Genomic DNA, 18,275 nt, shown 5'->3' with positions numbered 1-18,275 from the left:
AAGTGTTGACGACGTGCCGGTGGTTGCTCGTCCTAGCGGCAACAATGCTCACGGATTCGGCTTAAGGTAAGACGCCAAAATCCGCTTCACACCGACGCGCGGGAAGTTGACCGTGAAGTGTTCGCCGCCGTTGTCGAGGATTTCACCCTCGCCGAAACGCGCGTGCCAAACGCGCTGGCCTTTATTCGGGCGGGCGGGATCGACGGGTTTGGCGGTAATTCTTTTCGGTGCGCGCATCACCCGCCGCGGTGGGCTCGCGCGTTGGCGGCAATTGTCGCAGCGGTTGCAATCGATCTCGGTGTGGTCGCCGAGATAGTTACGCAGGTAACGCATGCGGCACAGGGCCGACTGCGCATAATGCATGATGGCATCGAGTCGTTCGCGTTCGGCGGCGGCGCGGCGCTCGTATTCGTGCAGGAATTGGTCGAGCTCGCGCGGATTGGCGAACGCACGTTGTTGCTGTAGTCGGCGACCGCGCCGTTGCAAGATACCGATCAATTCGAGCTGGGCAACGATCACCTTAATACGTCGTTCGCTCAAGCCCGTCAGCCGTACCAGCTCGCGCGGTGTCATGGTTTTGTTATCGTCGCCCGCCAGCAGCGCTTCGTAGACCTTCTGCGAATCTTCATGGCGCGGATACTTGCCGCCCAAAAAGTACGATTGAATGCGGCGGTCTTCGAGTTGATAAAGCAGGATCGCCCGCGCCGGTCGATCATCGCGACCGGCGCGACCGGCCTCTTGGTAATACGTCTCCGGTGAATCGGGAAAGTGATAGTGCACGACCAGCCGAATATCCGGTTTATCGATGCCGAGGCCGAAGGCTTTCGTTGCCACGACGATACGAAAACGATTTTCCATGAAACCGGTCTGCGCTTGCTCGCGTTCGCGCGGCTTCAGTTCACCGTGGTAACGCGTCGTCGAATAACCGCGGTCGCGCAGCCAACTCCATAACTGGTCGACGACGCGCACGGTGGCGGCATAGACGATGGTCGGACCGGTCATCGTTTGCAAAATACGCAGCAGCGCGCCGCGCTTGGCGGCGTCGGTCGGTGTGCGGCGTACATCGAGAATTAGATTTTCGCGGTCGGCGCCGGTGTTGACGATTTGTGCGCCGGCGATATCGAGCTGTTGCAGGATATCGCGCGTGACAGGCTCCGGTGCGGTCGCGGTCAACGCCAACACCGGCGGCCGGCCGAGCCGGCGCACCACATCGCGTAGGGCGAGATACGCCGGACGAAAGTCGTGGCCCGACTGCGAGATGCAATGCGCTTCGTCGATCACCAGCCGCGAGACGCCGCGGTTGCGTAATAGCGTCACGTAATCGGGATCTTCCAGGCGCTCGGGTGTCACGTAGACGATACGAACGTCGCCATCGGCGATTTCAGCCGCGGCCGCCCGTTGTTCGCGATCGGTTAGTGTAGAGTCGATTTTTACCGCGGCGAGGTTGGCGTCGATCGCCTTCGCTTGCTGGTCCTGCATCAGCGCGATCAACGGCGAGACGACAACGGTGGTCTTCGGCAGGAAGAGGGCGGGTAATTGATAGGCGAGCGATTTGCCGCCCCCGGTCGGCATGATGCCAAGCGCGTCGCGGCCGGTTAGTACCGCTTCGATCAGCGCGCGTTGGCCCAAGCGGAATCTAGTAATTCCGAAGCGCGTCCTTGCTTCGCGTGCAATGCTGTTCCAGTCGATACCGCTCACGACGTGCCCGCTACAAATAAGCACGACAGGCTAGAGGAGACTTACTCTAGTTTCAATGAGGGTAAGGCCGGGCGGGTTAGGGGTTTATCCCCAGTGGTGTTGACATGGCGCAATCGAAAAATTAGCGCAGCACCCGCACCGCCGCTGCATCGCCGTTTTTGATCGGTGGCAAATCGGCCAACAACTCTTTCGGTTCGCGTGGGCCGTATTTGCCCACGCGAAATTACGATGGCGAGCAAATAGCGTCAGAACTGTAACCGGTCCATGGTCTTTTCCTCCAATAGGTTGGCAAACATTTAATGGCGCCGTCGTCGCTTCAACAATGCGGATGTGCCCGAAGAGACACGCACGCGTTAATGCTGTCGCGCACATCGTGCAACGGTCTAAATAGCCGTAAGCAACAACATAAGTGAGGAGACGTTCGCTTGCTCGTGATTCCATGCTCCGGCATGATCTAACCGTGCTGGGGTGATAACGCACCACACAACAACGGGAAGAGATGTCATGGTTGACGGCTACATTCTCGAAACCAGGGACCTTTTGAAAGAGTTCAAAGGTTTCGTGGCCGTCAACGGCGTTAGTTTGAAAATCCAACGCGGCCACATCCATGCGTTGATCGGTCCGAACGGCGCCGGTAAAACCACCGTCTTCAATTTACTCACCAAGTTTTTGCCGCCGACGCGCGGCAGTATTTTCTATAACGGTCACGACATAACGCGCACGCGGCCGGCGCAGATTGCGCGCCGTGGGTTGGTGCGCTCGTTTCAAATCTCCGCCGTGTTTCCGCATCTCACCGTGCTCGAAAACGTCGGCATTGCGCTGCAGCGTCGGCAGGGTCATTCGTTCGATTTCTGGCGCTCGTGCGCCGGGCTGATCGTGTTGAGCGAGCGCGCCCATGAATTGCTGGATGCGGTCGGCCTATCGGCATACGCCGAAGTACCGGCGGTCGAGTTGCCATACGGCCGCAAGCGCGCGCTCGAGATCGCGACGACGTTGGCGCTCGAACCGGAGCTGATGTTGCTCGATGAACCGACCGCCGGCATGACGCACGAGGATGTCGAGCGCATTGCCGCGTTGATCAAGCGCGTGTCGACGAATCGCACGGTGTTGATGGTCGAGCATAATTTGAGTGTGGTTTCGAATCTGTGCGATCGCATCACCGTGCTCGCCCGCGGCGAGATCATTGCCGAGGGCGACTACGCCACCGTCTCAAAAAATCCCACGGTCAAGCAGGCTTACTTAGGATCGGAGCATGTCTGAGGCCGCCGCTCAGCCGCTATTGTCGGTGCGCGATCTCAACGCCTGGTACGGCGAATCCCACATCTTGCACGGCACGAGCTTCGACATTCATCGTGGTGAAGTCGTGACCTTGCTCGGACGCAACGGCGTCGGTAAGACAACGACGCTGCGCTCGATCATGGGCATGGTCGGTCGCCGGCAAGGCTCGGTTCGATTCGGCGATGCCGAGATCATTCGCCTGCCGTCGAATCGCATCGCCAAGCTCGGCATCGCCATTTGCCCAGAAGAGCGCGGCATCTTTGCCAGCTTGAATGTCAAAGAGAACTTGTTGCTGCCGCCGGTGGTGCGCGTCGGTGGCGGATTAGCAGTAGCGCAGATCTACGAGTTGTTTCCGAACTTAAAGGAACGCCAGACCAGCCAAGGCACCAAGCTTTCCGGCGGCGAGCAACAGATGCTCGCCATCGGCCGCATCCTGCGCACCGGCGCGCAATTGTTGCTGCTCGACGAACCGACCGAAGGGTTAGCGCCGGTCATCGTGCAACAGATCGGCCACACCATCGCCCGGCTCAAAACCGCCGGCTTTACGATTTTGCTGGTCGAGCAAAATTTTCGTTTCGCCGCCGGCGTCGCCGATCGGCATTACGTTATGGAAAACGGCGGTCGCGTGGTCGACATGATCCGCAATGCCGAGCTGCCGGCGAATCTCGGTAAGCTGCACAATTATTTGGGCGTGTAGGTAACGATAAGGAGCGACGATATGTTCAAGCGATGTTTATTAGCCGCGGCAATGGCGTTCACCGCCGGTGCTGCACAAGCGGCGATCTCAGGGGGTGTCGTCAAAATCGGCGTACTCAACGATCAATCGGGCACCTACGCTGATCTGTCCGGGCCGGGATCGGTACTGGCGGCGCGCATGGCAGTCGAAGATTTCGGTGCGGCCAAGAAAGGCATGAAAGTGGAAGTTGTCGCCGCCGATCATCAAAACAAACCCGATGTCGGCTCGAACGTCGCCCGTCAGTGGTACGACGTCGACGGCGTCGATGTGATCGTCGATGTGCCGACGTCATCGGTGGCATTAGCGGTCAACCAAATCACGCGCGACAAGAACAAAGTCTTTCTCGATTCCGGCGCCGGTAGCTCCGATCTCACCGGCAAGTCGTGCTCGCCGAACACGGTGCACTGGACTTTCGACACTTGGGCACTGGCGAACGGCACCGGCTCGGCAGTCGTTCGCACCGGCGGCACTACCTGGTTCTTCTTGACCGCTGACTACGCCTTTGGCCAAGCGCTCGAGCGCGACACCGAAGCCGTGATCCTCAAGAACGGCGGCAAAGTCCTCGGCAAAGTCCGCCATCCCTTCCCCAATTCCGATTTCTCCTCGTTCTTGCTGCAAGCACAAGCGTCGAAGGCCAAGATCATCGGCCTCGCCAACGCCGGCAGCGACACGGTCAACGCGATCAAGCAGGGCGCCGAGTTCGGCATCACCCAAGGCGGTCAGCAATTCGCCGGTCTGCTGGTGTTTATCAGCGATGTGCATGCGCTCGGTCTCGATAAAGCGCAGGGTTTGGTGTTGACCGAGTCGTTCTATTGGGATCAAACCGACGGTACGCGTGCTTGGTCGAAGCGCTTCTTCGACAAGCACAAGCGCATGCCGACGATGGTACAGGCCGGCGTGTATTCATCGGTGTTGCATTACTTGAAAGCGGTCGACGCGTTGAAGTCCGACAGCGACGGCGCCAAGGTCGTCGCCAAGATGAAGGAGTTGCCGACCGACGATCCGCTGTTCGGCAAAGGCTCGATTCGCCAGGACGGCCGCAAGATTCACCCAATGTATTTATACGAGGTGAAGAAGCCGAGCGAGTCGAAGGGTCCGTGGGATTACTACAAAGTGCGCGCCACCATTCCGGCGGAGCAAGCGTTTCGACCGTTGAAAGAGGGTGGGTGCGAGCTGGTGAAGTAATGCACCTCTAAATTTTTCACCCATCGCAAAACGTAGAGTTCCCCTCCCCCCTTGCGGGGGGTGAGGCGGAGATTTCGTGAATGCACTTAACGTGCATTCACGCCGCTGAACGGGTGCACACGATTTTTGTGCACCCCGGCGGGAACATGACAGGGGGAATACTATGAACTTCGAGTACGCCATGATTTCAGAGTTGGAAACGATTCCCCCTCTCCCCCGTCCCCTCCCCCGCAAGGGGGGAGGGGGGCGCTTCGTTAAGCCCTCGCTATGAACACAATCTTCGGCGTCCCTACCCAAGCACTCTTCGGCCAATTATTAATCGGCCTAATCAACGGCTCGTTCTATGCGCTGTTGTCGCTCGGCCTCGCCGTCATCTTCGGTCTGCTCAATATCATCAACTTCGCGCACGGCGCGTTGTACATGCTCGGTGCGTTCTGCGCTTATTTTCTGTTGACCTATCTCGGCCTCGGCTATTGGTGGGCGCTCGTGCTCGCGCCGATCATCGTCGGTATTATCGGCATGCTCATCGAACGGTTAATGCTGTCGCGGCTCTACGGACTCGATCATCTATACGGGTTATTGCTGACCTTCGGCGTAGCATTAGTGATTCAAGGCCTGTTCCTCAACGAGTTCGGCTCGTCCGGTCTGCCGTATCCGACCCCAACCGAGTTGCAGGGCGGGCATAACCTCGGTTTCATGTTCCTGCCGAACTATCGCGCCTGGGTCATCGTCGCGTCGGTCGTCATTTGTTTCGGTACCTGGTTCATGATCGAGAAGACCAAGCTCGGCGCCTACTTGCGCGCTGCCACCGAAAATCCGGCGTTAGTGCAAGCGTTCGGCATCAATGTGCCGCGCATGATCACACTGACCTACGGCTTCGGCGTCGCGCTGGCCGCATTCGCCGGCGTCATGGCGGCACCGATCTACTCGGTCAACCCCTTGATGGGCGCGAACCTCATCATCGTCGTGTTCGCCGTGGTCGTGATCGGCGGTATGGGCTCGATCTTGGGCGCGATCGTCACCGGCTTCGCGCTCGGCGTGGTCGAGGGCCTGACCAAGGTCTTTTATCCCGAGGCATCGAACACCGTGATTTTCATCGTCATGGCGATCGTCCTCATGTTCAAACCGACCGGCCTGTTCGGACAACGCTGATGGCGAACAACTCGACAACCCTAACCGCCCCGGTCGCGACCGGCGATCTCAAGCCGCAGCGCATCGCCTTCGCGTTGATGCTGTTGTTCTTTATATTGGCACCGCTAGTGGTCTATCCGGTGTTCTTGATGAAGATCATGTGCTTCGCGCTGTTCGCCTGTGCCTTCAATTTGCTCATCGGCTACGGCGGCCTATTGTCGTTCGGGCACGCGATTTTTTTCGGCACTGCCAGTTATATTTGCGCGTATACCGCCAAGGCTTGGGGCCTGACGCCGGAGCTCGCCATTTTGTGCGGTGCGGCGGCGTCGGCGTTGCTCGGCATCGTCACCGGCCTCATCGCCATTCGCCGCCAAGGTATCTATTTCGCCATGATCACCTTGGCGTTGGCGCAAATGATTTACTTCTTTTACGTACGCGCGCCGTTCACCGGCGGCGAAGACGGCATCCAAGCGGTGCCGCGCGGCCGGCTGTTCGGTTTGATCGATCTCAACGATGTCACGGCGATGTATCTCGTCGTCCTGGCGATCTTCGTCGGCGGTTTTCTGCTTATCTATCGCATCATCCATTCGCCGTTCGGCAACGTGCTGAAGGCGATTCGTGAGAACGAACCGCGGGTGATCTCGCTCGGCTTCGATACCGATCGCTACAAGCTGCTCGCGTTCGTGCTGTCGGCAACACTCGCCGGTCTTGCCGGCGCCACCAAGGCCTTGGTATTTCAGCTGGCGTCGCTCACCGACGTGCACTGGACCATGTCCGGCGAAGTCGTATTGATGACGTTGCTCGGCGGTCTCGGCACGATCTTCGGACCGGTAGTCGGTGCCTTCATCATCATCGGTTTGGAAAACTATCTCGCGCAACTCGGCGCCTGGGTGACGGTGGTACAGGGGGCGATCTTTGTTATCTGCGTGCTCGTGTTTCGTCGCGGCGTCGTCGGCGAGATTGGCCGCATGCTCAAGAAATCGTTGTGAGGTGACGCTATGAGCGTCTCAGGAAAAGTTGCTGTCGTAACCGGTGCCGCCAGTGGTTTAGGTAAGGCGATCGCCGAACGTTTAGCCGCTGACGGCGCGCGTGTCGTTGTCGCCGATATTGCCGCCAGCGGTGCGCAAGTGGCGCAGGCGATCGGCGGTGTGTTCGTGCAAAGCGATTCAGGAAAGCGCGCCGACTGTAAGCGTTTGATCGACGAAACGCTCACGCGCTTCGGCACGATTCACATTCTGGTCAACAACGCCGGCTTCCAGCATGTCGCGCCGATCGAAGAATTCCCCGAAGACATGTGGGACAAGATGATTGCGGTGATGCTGACCGCACCGTTCTTGCTGACGCGCTACGCCTGGCCGGCGATGAAGGCGCAGCGCTGGGGCCGCGTGATCAACATTTCGTCGATTCACGGTGTCATCGCCTCGCCGAATAAAGCGGCGTATATCTCCGCCAAGCACGGCCTCGTCGGCCTAACGCGCACGGCTGCGCTCGAAGGCGGGCCGTTCGGCATCACCGCCAACGCCATCTGCCCGGCGTACGTACGCACGCCATTGGTCGACAGCCAAATCGCCGATCAGGCGCGCACCCGCGGTATCAAACCGGAAGAGGTAATCGAGCAGATCATGCTGGAGCCGGCGGCGGTGAAACGCTTGATCGCGCCGGAAGAAGTGGCGGACTTCGTCGCTTATTTGTGCACGCCGACCGGCGAGGTCTTCACCGGCGCGGCGTTGATGATGGATCTTGGATGGACCGCGCGCTAGTCTCCCGAGTCATTAATTCAGTAAAAAATTCCCGGCCGCTTGGTGCTGCGTCTCCCTCTCCCCTTGCGGGAGGTGAGGCGGAGTTTTCGTGTACACACTTAACGTGTGTTCGCGCCGCCGAACGGGTGCAGGCGATTTTCCTGCACCCAGGTGGGAATACAACAAGGGAGAGGGGAGCGGCTAGCGATACATTTATTCAACGAATTTATGACTCGGGGCGCTAGTCAATCGCCGACGATTTCGACGTAACGCTTAACGACTTGCTCCATTCCCAGCTCGATGCATTCAGCCACCAGCGCGTGACCGATCGAGACTTCTAAAATGCCGGGAATTTTCAGGAAGCGCGGCAGATTCTGCAAATTCAAATCGTGTCCCGCGTTCACGCCGAGGCCGGCCGTTTGCGCCTTTTCCGCGGCCCGACGAAAATTTTCAAGAACCTCGTCGTTGCCCGCGCTACCGAAAGTTTCGGCATAAGGCTCCGTGTAAAGCTCGACTCGGTCGGCGCCTACCTCTTTGGCGGCTTCAATCGCCGGGTAGTCGGCATCGACGAACAGGCTGGTGCGAATCCCGGCATCTTGCAGCTCGGCAATGATGCGCCGTAGAAATTTGGATTCTTTGCGGATGTCCCAACCATGATCCGACGTCAGTTGGCCCGGATCGTCGGGAACCAGCGTGCACTGCTGCGGACGCGTACGCTTGACGACCGCGAGAAATTCTTCGGTCGGATAACCTTCGACGTTCAACTCGCGTCCGTGTTCGGTACACAGCGTTTTAAGCTCGGCGACATCGGTATAACGCGCATGCCGCTGATCTGGGCGCGGATGCAACGTGATGCCGTGCGCACCGAGATCGAGGCAGCGACCGGCGAACGCCCGCACGTCCGGGAAATTGCGGCCGCGCGAATTGCGCAGCAGGGCGATCTTGTTGATGTTAACGGACAGCTTCGTCATGGCGTCATTGTTTCTCGTAAGCTTCGAGTTCGAGCGGCGATCGAGCGTATCCCATCATCTCCATTTCGACTAAGTAGCGCCGTATGAACGCCGTGCGACCGAGTCGGTCATGTTGGCCTACGTGTACCAGCTCGTGACGGAGCAGGGTCGGCTCGTCCTTATACTGTGGTTTTAGCATGATCGCATAACCGATAGCACGACCGTTTTCAGAATGGTTGCCCATCCCATAACGTTCTGCGTTGGCACGCAACTCCGGATCTTCCGGCATCGGGAATGTATCGAGCACGACAACCCGCACTTTCTCCGGATGGGCGACTCCCAGTTGACGCGCGCTGTCGACTTCAGCGGCGGAAAGTGGGCGTCCTTGCGGTAATAGTTGAGCCTCTATCTGGTTGTACCAGTTCAATGCCGGCGGTAGAAATCGATCAATCTTGGCGACGACAGCGGCCGGCGGTTGATCGAGTGCGCGTAGTTCTTCGGCCGACGGTTTATGTACGATCATACAACCCGCTGTATTGAGGCAAACGCCGATTGCCAGAGACGTCACGTAATAATATCGTCGCGTGCATGCTGATTTCATTTGTTCGATGCATCCAATCGTAGTACTACATTTTATCGGTCTATTGAGCGACCATCGAGATGGCGTAAGCGAGAAGTCATATCAAAAAGACGGCTCTATACAGTGAATTTAACGACGAGATCTAGGGGTTGGATATGGCGATCTACTCAGTAAGCGCGGCTACCGACAACCCACAACACGGCGACTTAGTTTTTGCATACGAAAGCGACTCCAGTGAAAATAGCCACGTTTTTAACGGTTATTCAAAAAAAGACTGGAAGCCGATTCAGTTCATGTGGCATCTGAAAAACAACCAGAAGCGTCAAAACCTAGTCATCAACGATTTCGTGTTAGTGATCGGCGCTGGCACAAATATCGCCATGAACAAAAGGGCCAAGAAGGTGTTGGCGCCGGTGTTAGGGGACGATGCAGAATATTTACCGATTAAGGTGGATGGAGAAGATTCAGAGCATTGGTATCTACTCAATATCCTTCATCGAGTGGAAAATGCGTTGTCAGAGGAGTTGAGCACCTACCGTATCCGTCGAGATGGCAGCAAAGGCGGATTGCGGCGAGCTGTATTTGTCGAGAAGAATATTCCAGACAACCGTATTTTCGTGTACCCCGATACGTACATTAACGTGAAAGTCAAAGGCGAGTTTCTGGAAGAGTTGGTAAACAAACATAAGCTCACTGGCTTACACTTCACGCCATGTGCAACTGCGGAAGCAGGCCCGCTACCAAAAACCGCCGCCGGTTAAGCAACAGCGCGACGGGGTGTTGCGAGTACCGACCAATAGTGAGATCAGTGGCAGCGACTTCATTAAACATTTGAAAATCGTTTGGTCCGGTAAGCATCGAGATCGGGCGCCGCGCAATACACCGATTCGATAAAAAAATTCCGCTCGTGCCACATGATCTCCATTTCAAAAACGCAAAAAGAATAACGCGCCGGATCTTCGGCCCACCCGGACGCGGTCTTTACCGACACCGACGTAAAAAGCTCGTTGTCGTTCCCCCACCACGCGAGAATTAAATAGGGAGCGACGCCGTCGTGCAGAATGGCGAAGGCCGGTGTCGACGCCCAGGAAATTTTCTTTTGCGCTTTTACGTCAGCCAGTCGCGGCAGGAACTCGTCGAACAATACCGGTCGCTGATGCGCGGAAATGGTGTAGAGCTTGATCTGGTCAGCGTCCGACCAGTCGGCGTGGCTTTCGATGCGGCGTGGGCGATACATGAGCTTAGGAGTCTAGCGGATCGCTAATCGTTCGACACGTGGTTAAGTGAGTTGCTTCCCGGTAAAGCGATAAGTTGCCGCCAAAGGGATGGCAAAGGCGATTGCGAACACAGAGTTCAGCACAGCATTTTGCCAGAACCCGGACCATAACGAAAAGGCGGTATCGGGAACGAACCAAGCCAGTAAGGACGCAGCAACCATGAACCAGCCTTCTTTAGAGCCCCGACGAAACGGTCCCAACAACACGATTAGCAGCGCCGCGCCCCAACCGAACAGCGTTGCGCCGAGAACGGCGTGCACCAGAGTGATGTAAGAGACAGCCGTTGTTTCAAAGCCGGTAATGCCTTGCGCTGACGAGAAGACAAGCAACCCGAATGACTGCAGCGTAAGAGTTGGCGCCAGCACCATGCCGATACCGAGAAGTAAAACGCCGACGGTAACGACGATCAGCCAGCGCCACCAGAAGACAAACGACGGTGAAGTGTTCATACGTTGAAGAACTAAGGAGACTTTATTATTTTCCGACGATGAAATAGTAACCAAAGACAATGAGCGCCAGAATAACCCCTAACACCAGCAAGCACCCACGTTTGGTTTCTGCTTGAGTGCTATCGAGCTTCCTTTGCAGGGAAGGTTGAGTCTTTAGATAGTCTTCGACTAGGTCTTTCGCTTCCTTGAGACCGATGTTCCGTTCTTCTCGGACATGCTTGATGGCTTCTATTTTGTTGCCCCGTTGTAAAGCGGATATCGCCGCCGCGGACAAAGAGGTATTTTCGGTCATTGAGGATTCCGTTGCGTTTAATGATCGTCTTTTGGTGAGTGACGACGGCGCTGGACTTCACAACAGCCGTTGCTTCAAGAAGGTCGTTCAGCATGTTGCGGCAAGTCATCGAGTATTTCATACCACTCGGCTTTCGAGCCTACGAAGATATGGGCGCTAGGCTTACTCACTATCGGTGTGTCGAGCGTACCAATGCGCAGCCGAATTATTTCGGGCAGCGATCGACGCTTGCTATAAAGCGGAGAGCTGCAGTTCCTGCAAAAAACCCGAAATACGCCCGGCGTCGATTCGTATTCCGCTAAAACATTCTCTCCACTAACGAGTTTAAAATCCTGCGCCTTGATCGGCGCGTTCGTTGCAAACGCGGAGCCGTTTGCTTTGCGACATTTTGCGCAATGACACATCACAATCGGACCCAATGCTGAGTGGACCTCGTAGGTTATGGCACCACATAGACAGCTACCGTTAAGCATGCGACCTCCGTCGATAGATTAGCATTCTGTTGATCGGCGCGAACGATCGCGTTAAGAGGACGCGCGCCGTTGTCTCGCGGTGTTCGCCACGAATACTTGCTAGCCGTGATGTTTTGCGAGCATGGCGGCTATAAACGATGACCACGCTGGATCGGGTTCCCAAACTGACTTCATTAACGCAAACGCTTCCGCGTGCGCGGATTTTTGTTTTATAGCGCGATACAGTCCGAAAAAAGCCGTGACCCGCTTATTCGCTGCACAGTGTACCAACGTCTTTTTTTCTTGAAATTTTTCTATGGCGGCGAAAAATGCTAACAGATCTACTTCAGCCGGCGCTGCGAATTGCACGGGTATATGGACGTACTCCATACCGAGGGAACGAACTACACCAATTTCGTCGTGCAGTGAGTACCGAGGATCATTGTGTAACGCGAGGTTGATAACGACCTCGAATCCTTCGCGCGCCGCAGCGGCCAGCTGGGCTTCAGACGGCTGGCCGGAAGTAGACAGCTTGCTGTCTACCGGTCGGTAGTTATAAATGTCGACCACTTTTTCCATCGAGTCAGGCATGGGTCTTTGAGTGTAACAACTCAATAAGCGCCGATAATTCGGGCATCATTTCGTATTGCGCCCCGGCGACGATGGTCGCATCCCACGATGCTTTCGAACCGACGTATAAGTGTGCGCCAATTTCGAGCTGATCGCCGTTATCCAGCAACCCGGCTGGCACCCAAAAGTAGGGGGTGTTTCTCAGCGGATTGGGCGTAGGTGAACCGCATTGGGAACAGAAGTCTGAACGGAACCCGCTGGCTTTAACGTACGACGAAATATACGTTTCACCGGCAAGCCAACGAAAATTTTCAGCGGCAATAATGAGTGCCGTGTTTGAAGCGGAGCCGCCTTGCTTGCGACAAAGCGAACAATGACATTGATAGAGTCGCGGAAGAGCGCCGACAATTTCAAACTCGATTTCCCCGCAAAGGCATTTACCGCGCATAGATGATTCCGAAATATCTAACGTTGAGCTAGTGTCCTGTTCCGTATAATTTGCCAAAGAATGTTTTCGGCATATAGCCTTGAGTTTCCCTCTCCCCTTGCGGGAGAGGGAACAAGGGAGAGGGGAGAGCATATGAACTTAGTACGATTGCCTCTCCACCACCGGCCCATTCTTATTGTCGTGGAATACCCATATCGATAAGTGCAGGCAACTCTGCCATGTCGCTGAATACCTGATGTGCTCCGGCGCTGAGAAGCCGCGCCGCCGGGGTAAGTGCCGAATATCCATACACCGTCATGCCGGCGGCAATACCGGCTGACACGCCTGTCGGCGTATCTTCAATGACGACGCAAGCCGATGGCTTTACGTTGTATTTACCGGCGGCATAGAGAAATACATCGGGTGCTGGTTTGCCTCTCGCCACCTCAGTGACACTAAAAAGTTTTCCGTCGAAGCGAGGCAACAGCTTTGTAATACCGAGCGTTGTGCGCATTTTCTCGTGGTCGCCGCTGGAGGCGACACAGCAAGGAAGCTTGATGGTGTTTAACGCGGCTTCGATGCCCGCTACCGGCATTAGCAGCGTCGCCAGCGCTTCGCTCGTTCTACGGCGATAGTTTTCGACGAAGTCAGCCGGCGGAGTGTTCCCCAAGAGCTCGGTAATGAGCTCAAGGCATTGATTCATAGAACGCCCGACAAAACGTTCAAACATATCGTCTAGCGTTACCGGGATGCCGAGCTCATTGAGCATGTGCGCAAAAACTTGGTTGGTAATGCGTTCGCTATCGACTAGTACACCGTCGCAGTCGAAGATGACCAACGCAAATTTACGGATGTCGTGCGTGTTCTTTTCTTGCATAACGAAAAGCAGCGGTTATGTTCAAATTTTCCTAAATTCACCTGTTAGATGTCCGCTCGATCGAAGAGTTGGGCCTCGATGGACTTTGCCAAGGTCGCGAGCTTGACTCGGGAGTTAGCGGTACTGCGCCTAGATCGAGCGCCTTGTTAGCTGTTGTTACTGTAACCTGACCGTTATGAGCCGATAACCAACATCGAGCGCGTCGACATTGAGCAGATGTCGATGCTTGCGTTCCCATCCACCCGAGGCAAGATCTTTGCTCAATTCGTCGATGCGCGTTTCGACGTCCGGGATACGAGAGAACGACGACATGCCGGAGCGGATCCCCCTATCAAGATAAGCCTGTGGCCGACACCAATATGCGCCCAAGAAACCATCGACACAGTCTGCTGGGATCGGGACCGGCTGAACGGTGATACGACCCAGCTGGCGTTCGATCTCAGCGACGGTTGGGAAAATAGCTCGATCAAATGAAAGAAGTTCAGGGAAATAGTCCTGTACGAGCCAGAAGCCATTCGATTCTGGATCCCAAGTAAAAATAACAATTTGTTTGCGGGCGGTGCGGGCACACTCCGTCAGTCCTTTTTTCTTGTCTTGCCAATGATGCAGAGTGAGAACGGCCATCGTCGAATCGAATGCGCTGTCAACGAACGGCAGGGCTTCCGCCTTCGCCTGTACAATATTCGAACATTGTCGACGTTGCGAAATCATTTGTGCCGATGGCTCTACCGCAACCACGGGCAAATCGGTGGGCTCGTAAGCGCCGACACCGGCACCTACGTTTAGTACCGCAGATGCACCGTCCAATTGTTGCCGAATGTGCGCAAAGATTCTCGGCTCTTGCTGGCGACGGCTGGTGTATCCGCGACCGATCTGATCGTAAAGCTCCTTCATAAATCTTCCCGCGACGCAGCGTTAGGCGCATTGCGCCGCATAAACCTCAATCTCCAATAAGAATTCAGGGCGTACGAGCTCGGGAATAATCAGCAACATGGATGCAGGACGAGCATCGCCGAGAAAACGAGAGCGGACTTTTACGTAAGCCGGAATATCCGAGGCGTGGAGCAAGTAGTGAGTCACTTTAACGAGATCTTTGACTGTCATGCTCGCTCGTTCGAGCAGGGTAATAATGTGCGTCCACGCCAGCTCGGCTTGACCGGTAATGTCGTTAGGCAAGGTTCCAGCTAACGCGAGGCCCGGTGTTCCCGCCGTGAAAAGCCATCGTGCGTTAGGTGGTACTTCGACCGCGTCGCTATACGAACCAATTTGTCGCGCAACGCCGATATCGTGGAGCTTGTTCGTCATCTAGTCTCCCTTGAGCGCCATGGTGGCCGTTCATATTGGGAGACTAACTTAATCGACGTCGCTTGTGCCGCGTCCAAAAAAATATTGGACGATGACGCCTAGCCGGCGAGAGCCGAGCACGCGACGTTAAGATTCGCAGTCTTTCGGCAGTGGCGCGGCATCGGTCAATGTCGACGCAAAAAGCGAGGTCAAGGCCGTTTGCTCAAATCCAGACGCAACCGATCCTTTAAACGCAACACCGCCATAGCCGGTCGGCCGCATATGCGCGCGAATCCACACGACTGTATCCGGTTGAATCGGCACCGGCCCGCCGGCGCGCGCGAACGGTTGATCGTTGACGTGGCTGCGCAGCATTATTTTTCGATACAACAAACGGCCGTCTTCGCTGACCACTTCCCACCAGTCGGCGTACTGTTGGCAGCCGGTATCGGCGCTTTTGATAGTGACGGTGAATTGATACGCGCCGGCAGTGCCGTCGGCCTCGACGGAGACGATGTCGGCGCGACCGTGTAATGGTTTGGCGGCGGTGGTGAGCGAGCGATAGGCGTTGTTGTCCGTGGCAGGTGCGCCGGCGACCGTGCCCTCGGGTTTTGCGGCAGTGGGTGCCGAGGGGGCGGGCGCGGCCGCTGGTTCCGTCGCCGTTTCCGGCGGTGCAGTTTCCGCTCTTCGGGTAGCGGGTGCGGCCGCATTTTGCGATGTGTCGGTGGATTTTTTTGCGAGCTCTAACGATTGTTCTGGTATCGGTGCGTCAGCGGCGCGCTCCTCTTCGTGTTGTGATTCGGACGGGGCTACGGTCGACGAATCCGGCGTTGCTTGCTGCAAACGAGCTTGTTCGCGCATCGCTATCTTCGCGCTGGGTGCCGGCGGCATGACGTCGTCGTTCTTCATGAAGGTAATGAGCGTCACGCTCAGCACGATGACGGCGGCGGTGGCGAATGGGGCGCGCCAGTGGGACAGCAACGAGCGTGGTTTCCCATCGACCGCTGCGTGGGCCTCGGCTTTGATCCGCGCGTCTAGTCGCGCGGGTGGCATCTCATCGGCACCGACCTCATAGAGTTGCGACAAATCGTCGGCGTCGGGCAAATCGATTTCCATGTCTTGGTCCTTGTTTTTGTTCATGCTGATTCGGCCTCCGTTCCAGAAACATGACCCGCCTGCCGCATTCCTTCGCGCAGCTTGGCGACCGCATACCGTAAACGGCTCTTGGCGGTTTCGGCGTTGACGCCGGTGGCGTCGGCAATTTCTTCCAGCGACAGGCCGCCTTCCTCGCGCAACAAAAATGCCTCGCGTTGCGCCTCGGGCAATTGCGCGATCAGTACTAACAACCGTCGCGCTTGCCGGCGCGTGTCGAGCTCGCCCTCCGGGGCGCGGCCGGCGGGGCTATCGGCAGGACTGTCGTCCGGATCGTCTTCATAGGAGATCGGCATGCCGGCGGCCTGTTGCCGGTAGTAATCGATCAGACGATTGTGCGCCAGCCGATATAGATAGGTTGTGAATTTTGCTCGCACTTCGTAGCGTGCACGTGCTTTGATGAGGTTGGTCCATACGTCTTGGAACAACTCCTCGGCGACCGCGGCAATGCGACATTGGCGCAGCAGATAGCGGTAGAGTGGCGCCTTGTGGCGGTCGTACAGCGTGTCGAAGGCGCGCGCGTCGCCGTCGCGATAGGCGAGCATCAACTGTTCATCGGCGGGCGCATCCATGGCTATAAACGCTACGGCTCGCTGTTTGGGGTTTTTGTTAGGCGAACGGGGCTTAAACTACGCGGGGAACGCGCCAGCGGCAAGCCTCCCTTGCGCTGATGAGGGTTTGGCTGCCGGCATACAATAAATGAGGTAGCGCGTTGGAGCAGTGCGTGGCAGCGTGCGGGTGACAAAGGAATCGTATAACAGAGGATGACACGATGAATTCAAGGAAGGTAAAGACGGCGGCCGATGCGCGCCGAATCGTCGAAGAATATGATCTAAGCCACGTGCGCACCGGGGTGTTCGATATCGACGGTATCTTGCGTGGCAAGTACATGGCGCGCGAAAAATTCCTGTCGGCGCTCGAAGGCGACGGCTTTGGTTTTTGCGACGTGGTCCTTGGCTGGGACAGTAACGATCAGCTTTACGACAATACCCGCTTTACCGGCTGGCACACCGCCTATCCTGACGCGCTGGTGCGCATTATTCCGGACAGTTGCCGCGATCTCGCGTTCGAAGATCATATGCTGTTGTTCCTCGGCGAATTTGCCGGGCGTGCCGAGGCGATTTGTCCGCGCGGGTTGCTGCGGCGTGTACTGGAGCGTGCGGCCAAGATGGATTTCAAAGTATTGGCCGCCGCCGAGTTCGAATTTTTTCTGTTCAACGAAACGCCCGATTCGATTCGGCAAAAGCACTACCAAAATTTAGCCAGCATCACCCCCGGCTATTTCGGGTATTCGATGCTGCGCAGCAGTGTGCATGTCGAGTTCTACCGCGACCTAATCGAGCTGTCGAAGCGCATGGATTTTCCGATCGAGGGCTTGCATACCGAGACCGGGCCGGGCGTGCTCGAAGCGGCGATCTATGTCGACGAGGCGTTGGCCGCCGCCGACAAAGCGGCGCTGTTCAAGACCTACACGAAAATACTGGCACAGCGTCGCGGCTGGATGGCGACGTTCATGGCCAAGTGGTCGCCCAAGTGGCCGGGGCAGAGCGGTCATCTGCATGTGTCATTGAAACGCAAAGACGGTGGTGGCAGCGTATTTCACGATCCGAAAAAACCGCACTACATGAGCGACACGATGCGTTGGTTCGTCGGCGGCCAACAAGCATTGATGCCGGAGTTGCTGGCAATGATTGCCTGCACCGTGAATAGCTACACCCGCTTGATTCCCGGGTTTTGGGCGCCGACCCAAGCGAGCTGGGGCGTCGAGAACCGCACCTGTGCATTGCGTGTGATTCCGGGCACGGCCAAGTCGCAGCGCGTCGAGTATCGGATCGCCGCCGCCGATATCAATCCATACATCGCCCTCGCCGCCGCCATCGGCTCCGGGCTTTGGGGCATCGAGCATCGTATCGAGCCGACCGCGCCGATCGAAGGCAGCGCCTATGAGCACGAGCTGCCGGCGGAATTGCAATTGCCGGCGACGTTGTTCGAAGCGGCGCAGCGATTGAAGACGTCGACGGCGGCGCGCGAATTGTTCGGCGCGCCGTTCGTCGAGCACTACGCGGCAACGCGCGAATGGGAAGAGCGCGAGGCGCGCAAGGCGGTTAGCGATTGGCAGTTGCAGCGATACTTCGAGATTATTTAATGCAAAGGCTCGCCAGCAATTCAAACGAGCGCTCCCCTCTCCCCTTGCGGGA

The 18,275-nt window shown here is 56.8% G+C and carries 22 protein-coding genes; 8 read left to right on the top strand and 14 right to left on the bottom strand.

Translation table 11 applies throughout. The features are described from left to right. Positions 1-48: 48 nt before the first annotated feature. On the bottom strand, positions 49-1,698 hold the full coding sequence (locus tag HY308_01390) for a RecQ family ATP-dependent DNA helicase (GenBank protein MBI3896932.1): 1,650 nt from the start codon (positions 1,696-1,698) through the stop codon (positions 49-51). 504 nt (positions 1,699-2,202) lie between these two features. On the opposite strand from HY308_01390, the gene HY308_01385 reads away from it, so the two are divergent. The 6 genes from HY308_01385 to HY308_01360 all read left to right on the top strand — a co-directional run bounded on the left by HY308_01385 (position 2,203) and on the right by HY308_01360 (position 7,788). Continuing rightward, entirely contained in the window at positions 2,203-2,958 is a 756-nt protein-coding gene (locus HY308_01385; protein ID MBI3896931.1) for an ABC transporter ATP-binding protein, read from the top strand. Then, positions 2,951-3,673: an ABC transporter ATP-binding protein gene (locus tag HY308_01380; GenBank protein MBI3896930.1), complete on the top strand. Its 723-nt coding sequence runs from the start codon at positions 2,951-2,953 to the stop codon at positions 3,671-3,673. Before HY308_01385 ends, HY308_01380 begins: the two co-directional genes overlap by 8 nt. Before the next feature lie 21 nt (positions 3,674-3,694). Then, positions 3,695-4,897, top strand: a complete 1,203-nt coding sequence (locus HY308_01375; protein ID MBI3896929.1) for an ABC transporter substrate-binding protein — start codon at positions 3,695-3,697, stop codon at positions 4,895-4,897. Positions 4,898-5,164: 267 nt separating this feature from the next. Then, positions 5,165-6,049, top strand: coding sequence for a branched-chain amino acid ABC transporter permease (locus HY308_01370; protein MBI3896928.1), 885 nt, complete (start codon positions 5,165-5,167; stop codon positions 6,047-6,049). Further along, a complete protein-coding gene (locus HY308_01365; protein ID MBI3896927.1) occupies positions 6,049-7,017 on the top strand; it encodes a branched-chain amino acid ABC transporter permease in 969 nt (322 codons plus the stop codon). The genes HY308_01370 and HY308_01365 overlap by 1 nt, the downstream gene beginning before the upstream one ends. Positions 7,018-7,026: 9 nt before the next feature. Continuing rightward, on the top strand, positions 7,027-7,788 hold the full coding sequence (locus HY308_01360) for a 3-hydroxybutyrate dehydrogenase (GenBank protein MBI3896926.1): 762 nt from the start codon (positions 7,027-7,029) through the stop codon (positions 7,786-7,788). Positions 7,789-8,012: 224 nt separating this feature from the next. Here HY308_01360 and HY308_01355 read toward each other — a convergent pair whose 3' ends face one another. Together HY308_01355 and HY308_01350 are read right to left on the bottom strand one after the other, a co-directional pair. Then, on the bottom strand, positions 8,013-8,738 hold the full coding sequence (locus tag HY308_01355) for a pyridoxine 5'-phosphate synthase (protein MBI3896925.1): 726 nt from the start codon (positions 8,736-8,738) through the stop codon (positions 8,013-8,015). Between the two features lie 4 nt (positions 8,739-8,742). After that, positions 8,743-9,240, bottom strand: a complete 498-nt coding sequence (locus tag HY308_01350; protein ID MBI3896924.1) for a hypothetical protein — start codon at positions 9,238-9,240, stop codon at positions 8,743-8,745. 212 nt (positions 9,241-9,452) lie between these two features. Here HY308_01350 and HY308_01345 point away from each other — a divergent pair, with 212 nt between their 5' ends. Next, on the top strand, positions 9,453-10,058 hold the full coding sequence (locus tag HY308_01345; protein MBI3896923.1) for a hypothetical protein: 606 nt from the start codon (positions 9,453-9,455) through the stop codon (positions 10,056-10,058). A 62-nt stretch (positions 10,059-10,120) separates the two neighbouring features. Here HY308_01345 and HY308_01340 read toward each other — a convergent pair whose 3' ends face one another. From HY308_01340 to HY308_01290, 11 genes are all read right to left on the bottom strand, one after another. Then, positions 10,121-10,534, bottom strand: coding sequence for a hypothetical protein (locus HY308_01340; GenBank protein ID MBI3896922.1), 414 nt, complete (start codon positions 10,532-10,534; stop codon positions 10,121-10,123). 42 nt (positions 10,535-10,576) lie between these two features. Next, the gene (locus HY308_01335) at positions 10,577-11,023 is read right to left on the bottom strand and encodes a hypothetical protein (GenBank protein MBI3896921.1); all 447 of its coding nucleotides are present in this window, start codon (positions 11,021-11,023) and stop codon (positions 10,577-10,579) included. A 25-nt stretch (positions 11,024-11,048) separates the two neighbouring features. Further along, positions 11,049-11,315 (bottom strand): ribosomal protein L7/L12, encoded by a 267-nt coding sequence (locus HY308_01330; protein MBI3896920.1) that lies wholly within the window; start codon positions 11,313-11,315, stop codon positions 11,049-11,051. Between the two features lie 74 nt (positions 11,316-11,389). Then, positions 11,390-11,788 carry a GFA family protein gene (locus tag HY308_01325; GenBank protein MBI3896919.1) on the bottom strand — a complete coding sequence of 133 codons (399 nt, stop codon included), beginning with the start codon at positions 11,786-11,788 and terminating at the stop codon, positions 11,390-11,392. A gap of 99 nt (positions 11,789-11,887) precedes the next feature. Next, the gene (locus HY308_01320) at positions 11,888-12,346 is read right to left on the bottom strand and encodes a protein tyrosine phosphatase family protein (protein MBI3896918.1); all 459 of its coding nucleotides are present in this window, start codon (positions 12,344-12,346) and stop codon (positions 11,888-11,890) included. A gap of 4 nt (positions 12,347-12,350) precedes the next feature. Continuing rightward, positions 12,351-12,785 (bottom strand): GFA family protein, encoded by a 435-nt coding sequence (locus tag HY308_01315; GenBank protein MBI3896917.1) that lies wholly within the window; start codon positions 12,783-12,785, stop codon positions 12,351-12,353. 172 nt (positions 12,786-12,957) lie between these two features. Beyond that, positions 12,958-13,641, bottom strand: coding sequence for an HAD family phosphatase (locus tag HY308_01310; GenBank protein MBI3896916.1), 684 nt, complete (start codon positions 13,639-13,641; stop codon positions 12,958-12,960). 156 nt (positions 13,642-13,797) lie between these two features. Continuing rightward, positions 13,798-14,535, bottom strand: a complete 738-nt coding sequence (locus tag HY308_01305; GenBank protein MBI3896915.1) for a class I SAM-dependent methyltransferase — start codon at positions 14,533-14,535, stop codon at positions 13,798-13,800. Positions 14,536-14,556: 21 nt separating this feature from the next. Then, positions 14,557-14,946 carry a RidA family protein gene (locus tag HY308_01300; protein MBI3896914.1) on the bottom strand — a complete coding sequence of 130 codons (390 nt, stop codon included), beginning with the start codon at positions 14,944-14,946 and terminating at the stop codon, positions 14,557-14,559. Between the two features lie 126 nt (positions 14,947-15,072). Then, positions 15,073-16,065, bottom strand: a complete 993-nt coding sequence (locus HY308_01295) for a hypothetical protein (protein ID MBI3896913.1) — start codon at positions 16,063-16,065, stop codon at positions 15,073-15,075. Then, a complete protein-coding gene (locus HY308_01290) occupies positions 16,062-16,649 on the bottom strand; it encodes an RNA polymerase sigma factor (GenBank protein ID MBI3896912.1) in 588 nt (195 codons plus the stop codon). Before HY308_01290 ends, HY308_01295 begins: the two co-directional genes overlap by 4 nt. Positions 16,650-16,849: 200 nt before the next feature. On the opposite strand from HY308_01290, the gene HY308_01285 reads away from it, so the two are divergent. Beyond that, positions 16,850-18,223, top strand: coding sequence for a glutamine synthetase (locus HY308_01285; GenBank protein MBI3896911.1), 1,374 nt, complete (start codon positions 16,850-16,852; stop codon positions 18,221-18,223). Positions 18,224-18,275: the final 52 nt, after the last annotated feature.

The sequence above is a fragment of the Gammaproteobacteria bacterium genome, from assembly GCA_016199745.1.
In the GTDB taxonomy this organism is placed as follows: Bacteria; Pseudomonadota; Gammaproteobacteria; order Acidiferrobacterales; family Sulfurifustaceae; genus JACQFZ01.
This window is presented reverse-complemented; position numbering and strand designations above follow the sequence as displayed.

What these genes read in the sequence shown, in the direction of transcription:
- HY308_01295 (MBI3896913.1), bottom strand. Translation starts at nt 16,065, where the DNA reads ATGAACAAAAACAAGGACCAAGACATGGAAATCGATTTGCCCGACGCC.
- HY308_01310 (MBI3896916.1), bottom strand. Translation starts at nt 13,641, where the DNA reads ATGCAAGAAAAGAACACGCACGACATCCGTAAATTTGCGTTGGTCATC.
- HY308_01385 (MBI3896931.1), top strand. Translation starts at nt 2,203, where the DNA reads ATGGTTGACGGCTACATTCTCGAAACCAGGGACCTTTTGAAAGAGTTC.
- HY308_01290 (MBI3896912.1), bottom strand. Translation starts at nt 16,649, where the DNA reads ATGGATGCGCCCGCCGATGAACAGTTGATGCTCGCCTATCGCGACGGC.
- HY308_01335 (MBI3896921.1), bottom strand. Translation starts at nt 11,023, where the DNA reads ATGAACACTTCACCGTCGTTTGTCTTCTGGTGGCGCTGGCTGATCGTC.
- HY308_01350 (MBI3896924.1), bottom strand. Translation starts at nt 9,240, where the DNA reads ATGATCGTACATAAACCGTCGGCCGAAGAACTACGCGCACTCGATCAA.
- HY308_01340 (MBI3896922.1), bottom strand. Translation starts at nt 10,534, where the DNA reads ATGTATCGCCCACGCCGCATCGAAAGCCACGCCGACTGGTCGGACGCT.
- HY308_01365 (MBI3896927.1), top strand. Translation starts at nt 6,049, where the DNA reads ATGGCGAACAACTCGACAACCCTAACCGCCCCGGTCGCGACCGGCGAT.
- HY308_01315 (MBI3896917.1), bottom strand. Translation starts at nt 12,785, where the DNA reads ATGCGCGGTAAATGCCTTTGCGGGGAAATCGAGTTTGAAATTGTCGGC.
- HY308_01360 (MBI3896926.1), top strand. Translation starts at nt 7,027, where the DNA reads ATGAGCGTCTCAGGAAAAGTTGCTGTCGTAACCGGTGCCGCCAGTGGT.
- HY308_01300 (MBI3896914.1), bottom strand. Translation starts at nt 14,946, where the DNA reads ATGACGAACAAGCTCCACGATATCGGCGTTGCGCGACAAATTGGTTCG.
- HY308_01380 (MBI3896930.1), top strand. Translation starts at nt 2,951, where the DNA reads ATGTCTGAGGCCGCCGCTCAGCCGCTATTGTCGGTGCGCGATCTCAAC.
- HY308_01305 (MBI3896915.1), bottom strand. Translation starts at nt 14,535, where the DNA reads ATGAAGGAGCTTTACGATCAGATCGGTCGCGGATACACCAGCCGTCGC.
- HY308_01330 (MBI3896920.1), bottom strand. Translation starts at nt 11,315, where the DNA reads ATGACCGAAAATACCTCTTTGTCCGCGGCGGCGATATCCGCTTTACAA.
- HY308_01325 (MBI3896919.1), bottom strand. Translation starts at nt 11,788, where the DNA reads ATGCTTAACGGTAGCTGTCTATGTGGTGCCATAACCTACGAGGTCCAC.
- HY308_01345 (MBI3896923.1), top strand. Translation starts at nt 9,453, where the DNA reads ATGGCGATCTACTCAGTAAGCGCGGCTACCGACAACCCACAACACGGC.
- HY308_01370 (MBI3896928.1), top strand. Translation starts at nt 5,165, where the DNA reads ATGAACACAATCTTCGGCGTCCCTACCCAAGCACTCTTCGGCCAATTA.
- HY308_01320 (MBI3896918.1), bottom strand. Translation starts at nt 12,346, where the DNA reads ATGGAAAAAGTGGTCGACATTTATAACTACCGACCGGTAGACAGCAAG.
- HY308_01375 (MBI3896929.1), top strand. Translation starts at nt 3,695, where the DNA reads ATGTTCAAGCGATGTTTATTAGCCGCGGCAATGGCGTTCACCGCCGGT.
- HY308_01355 (MBI3896925.1), bottom strand. Translation starts at nt 8,738, where the DNA reads ATGACGAAGCTGTCCGTTAACATCAACAAGATCGCCCTGCTGCGCAAT.
- HY308_01285 (MBI3896911.1), top strand. Translation starts at nt 16,850, where the DNA reads ATGAATTCAAGGAAGGTAAAGACGGCGGCCGATGCGCGCCGAATCGTC.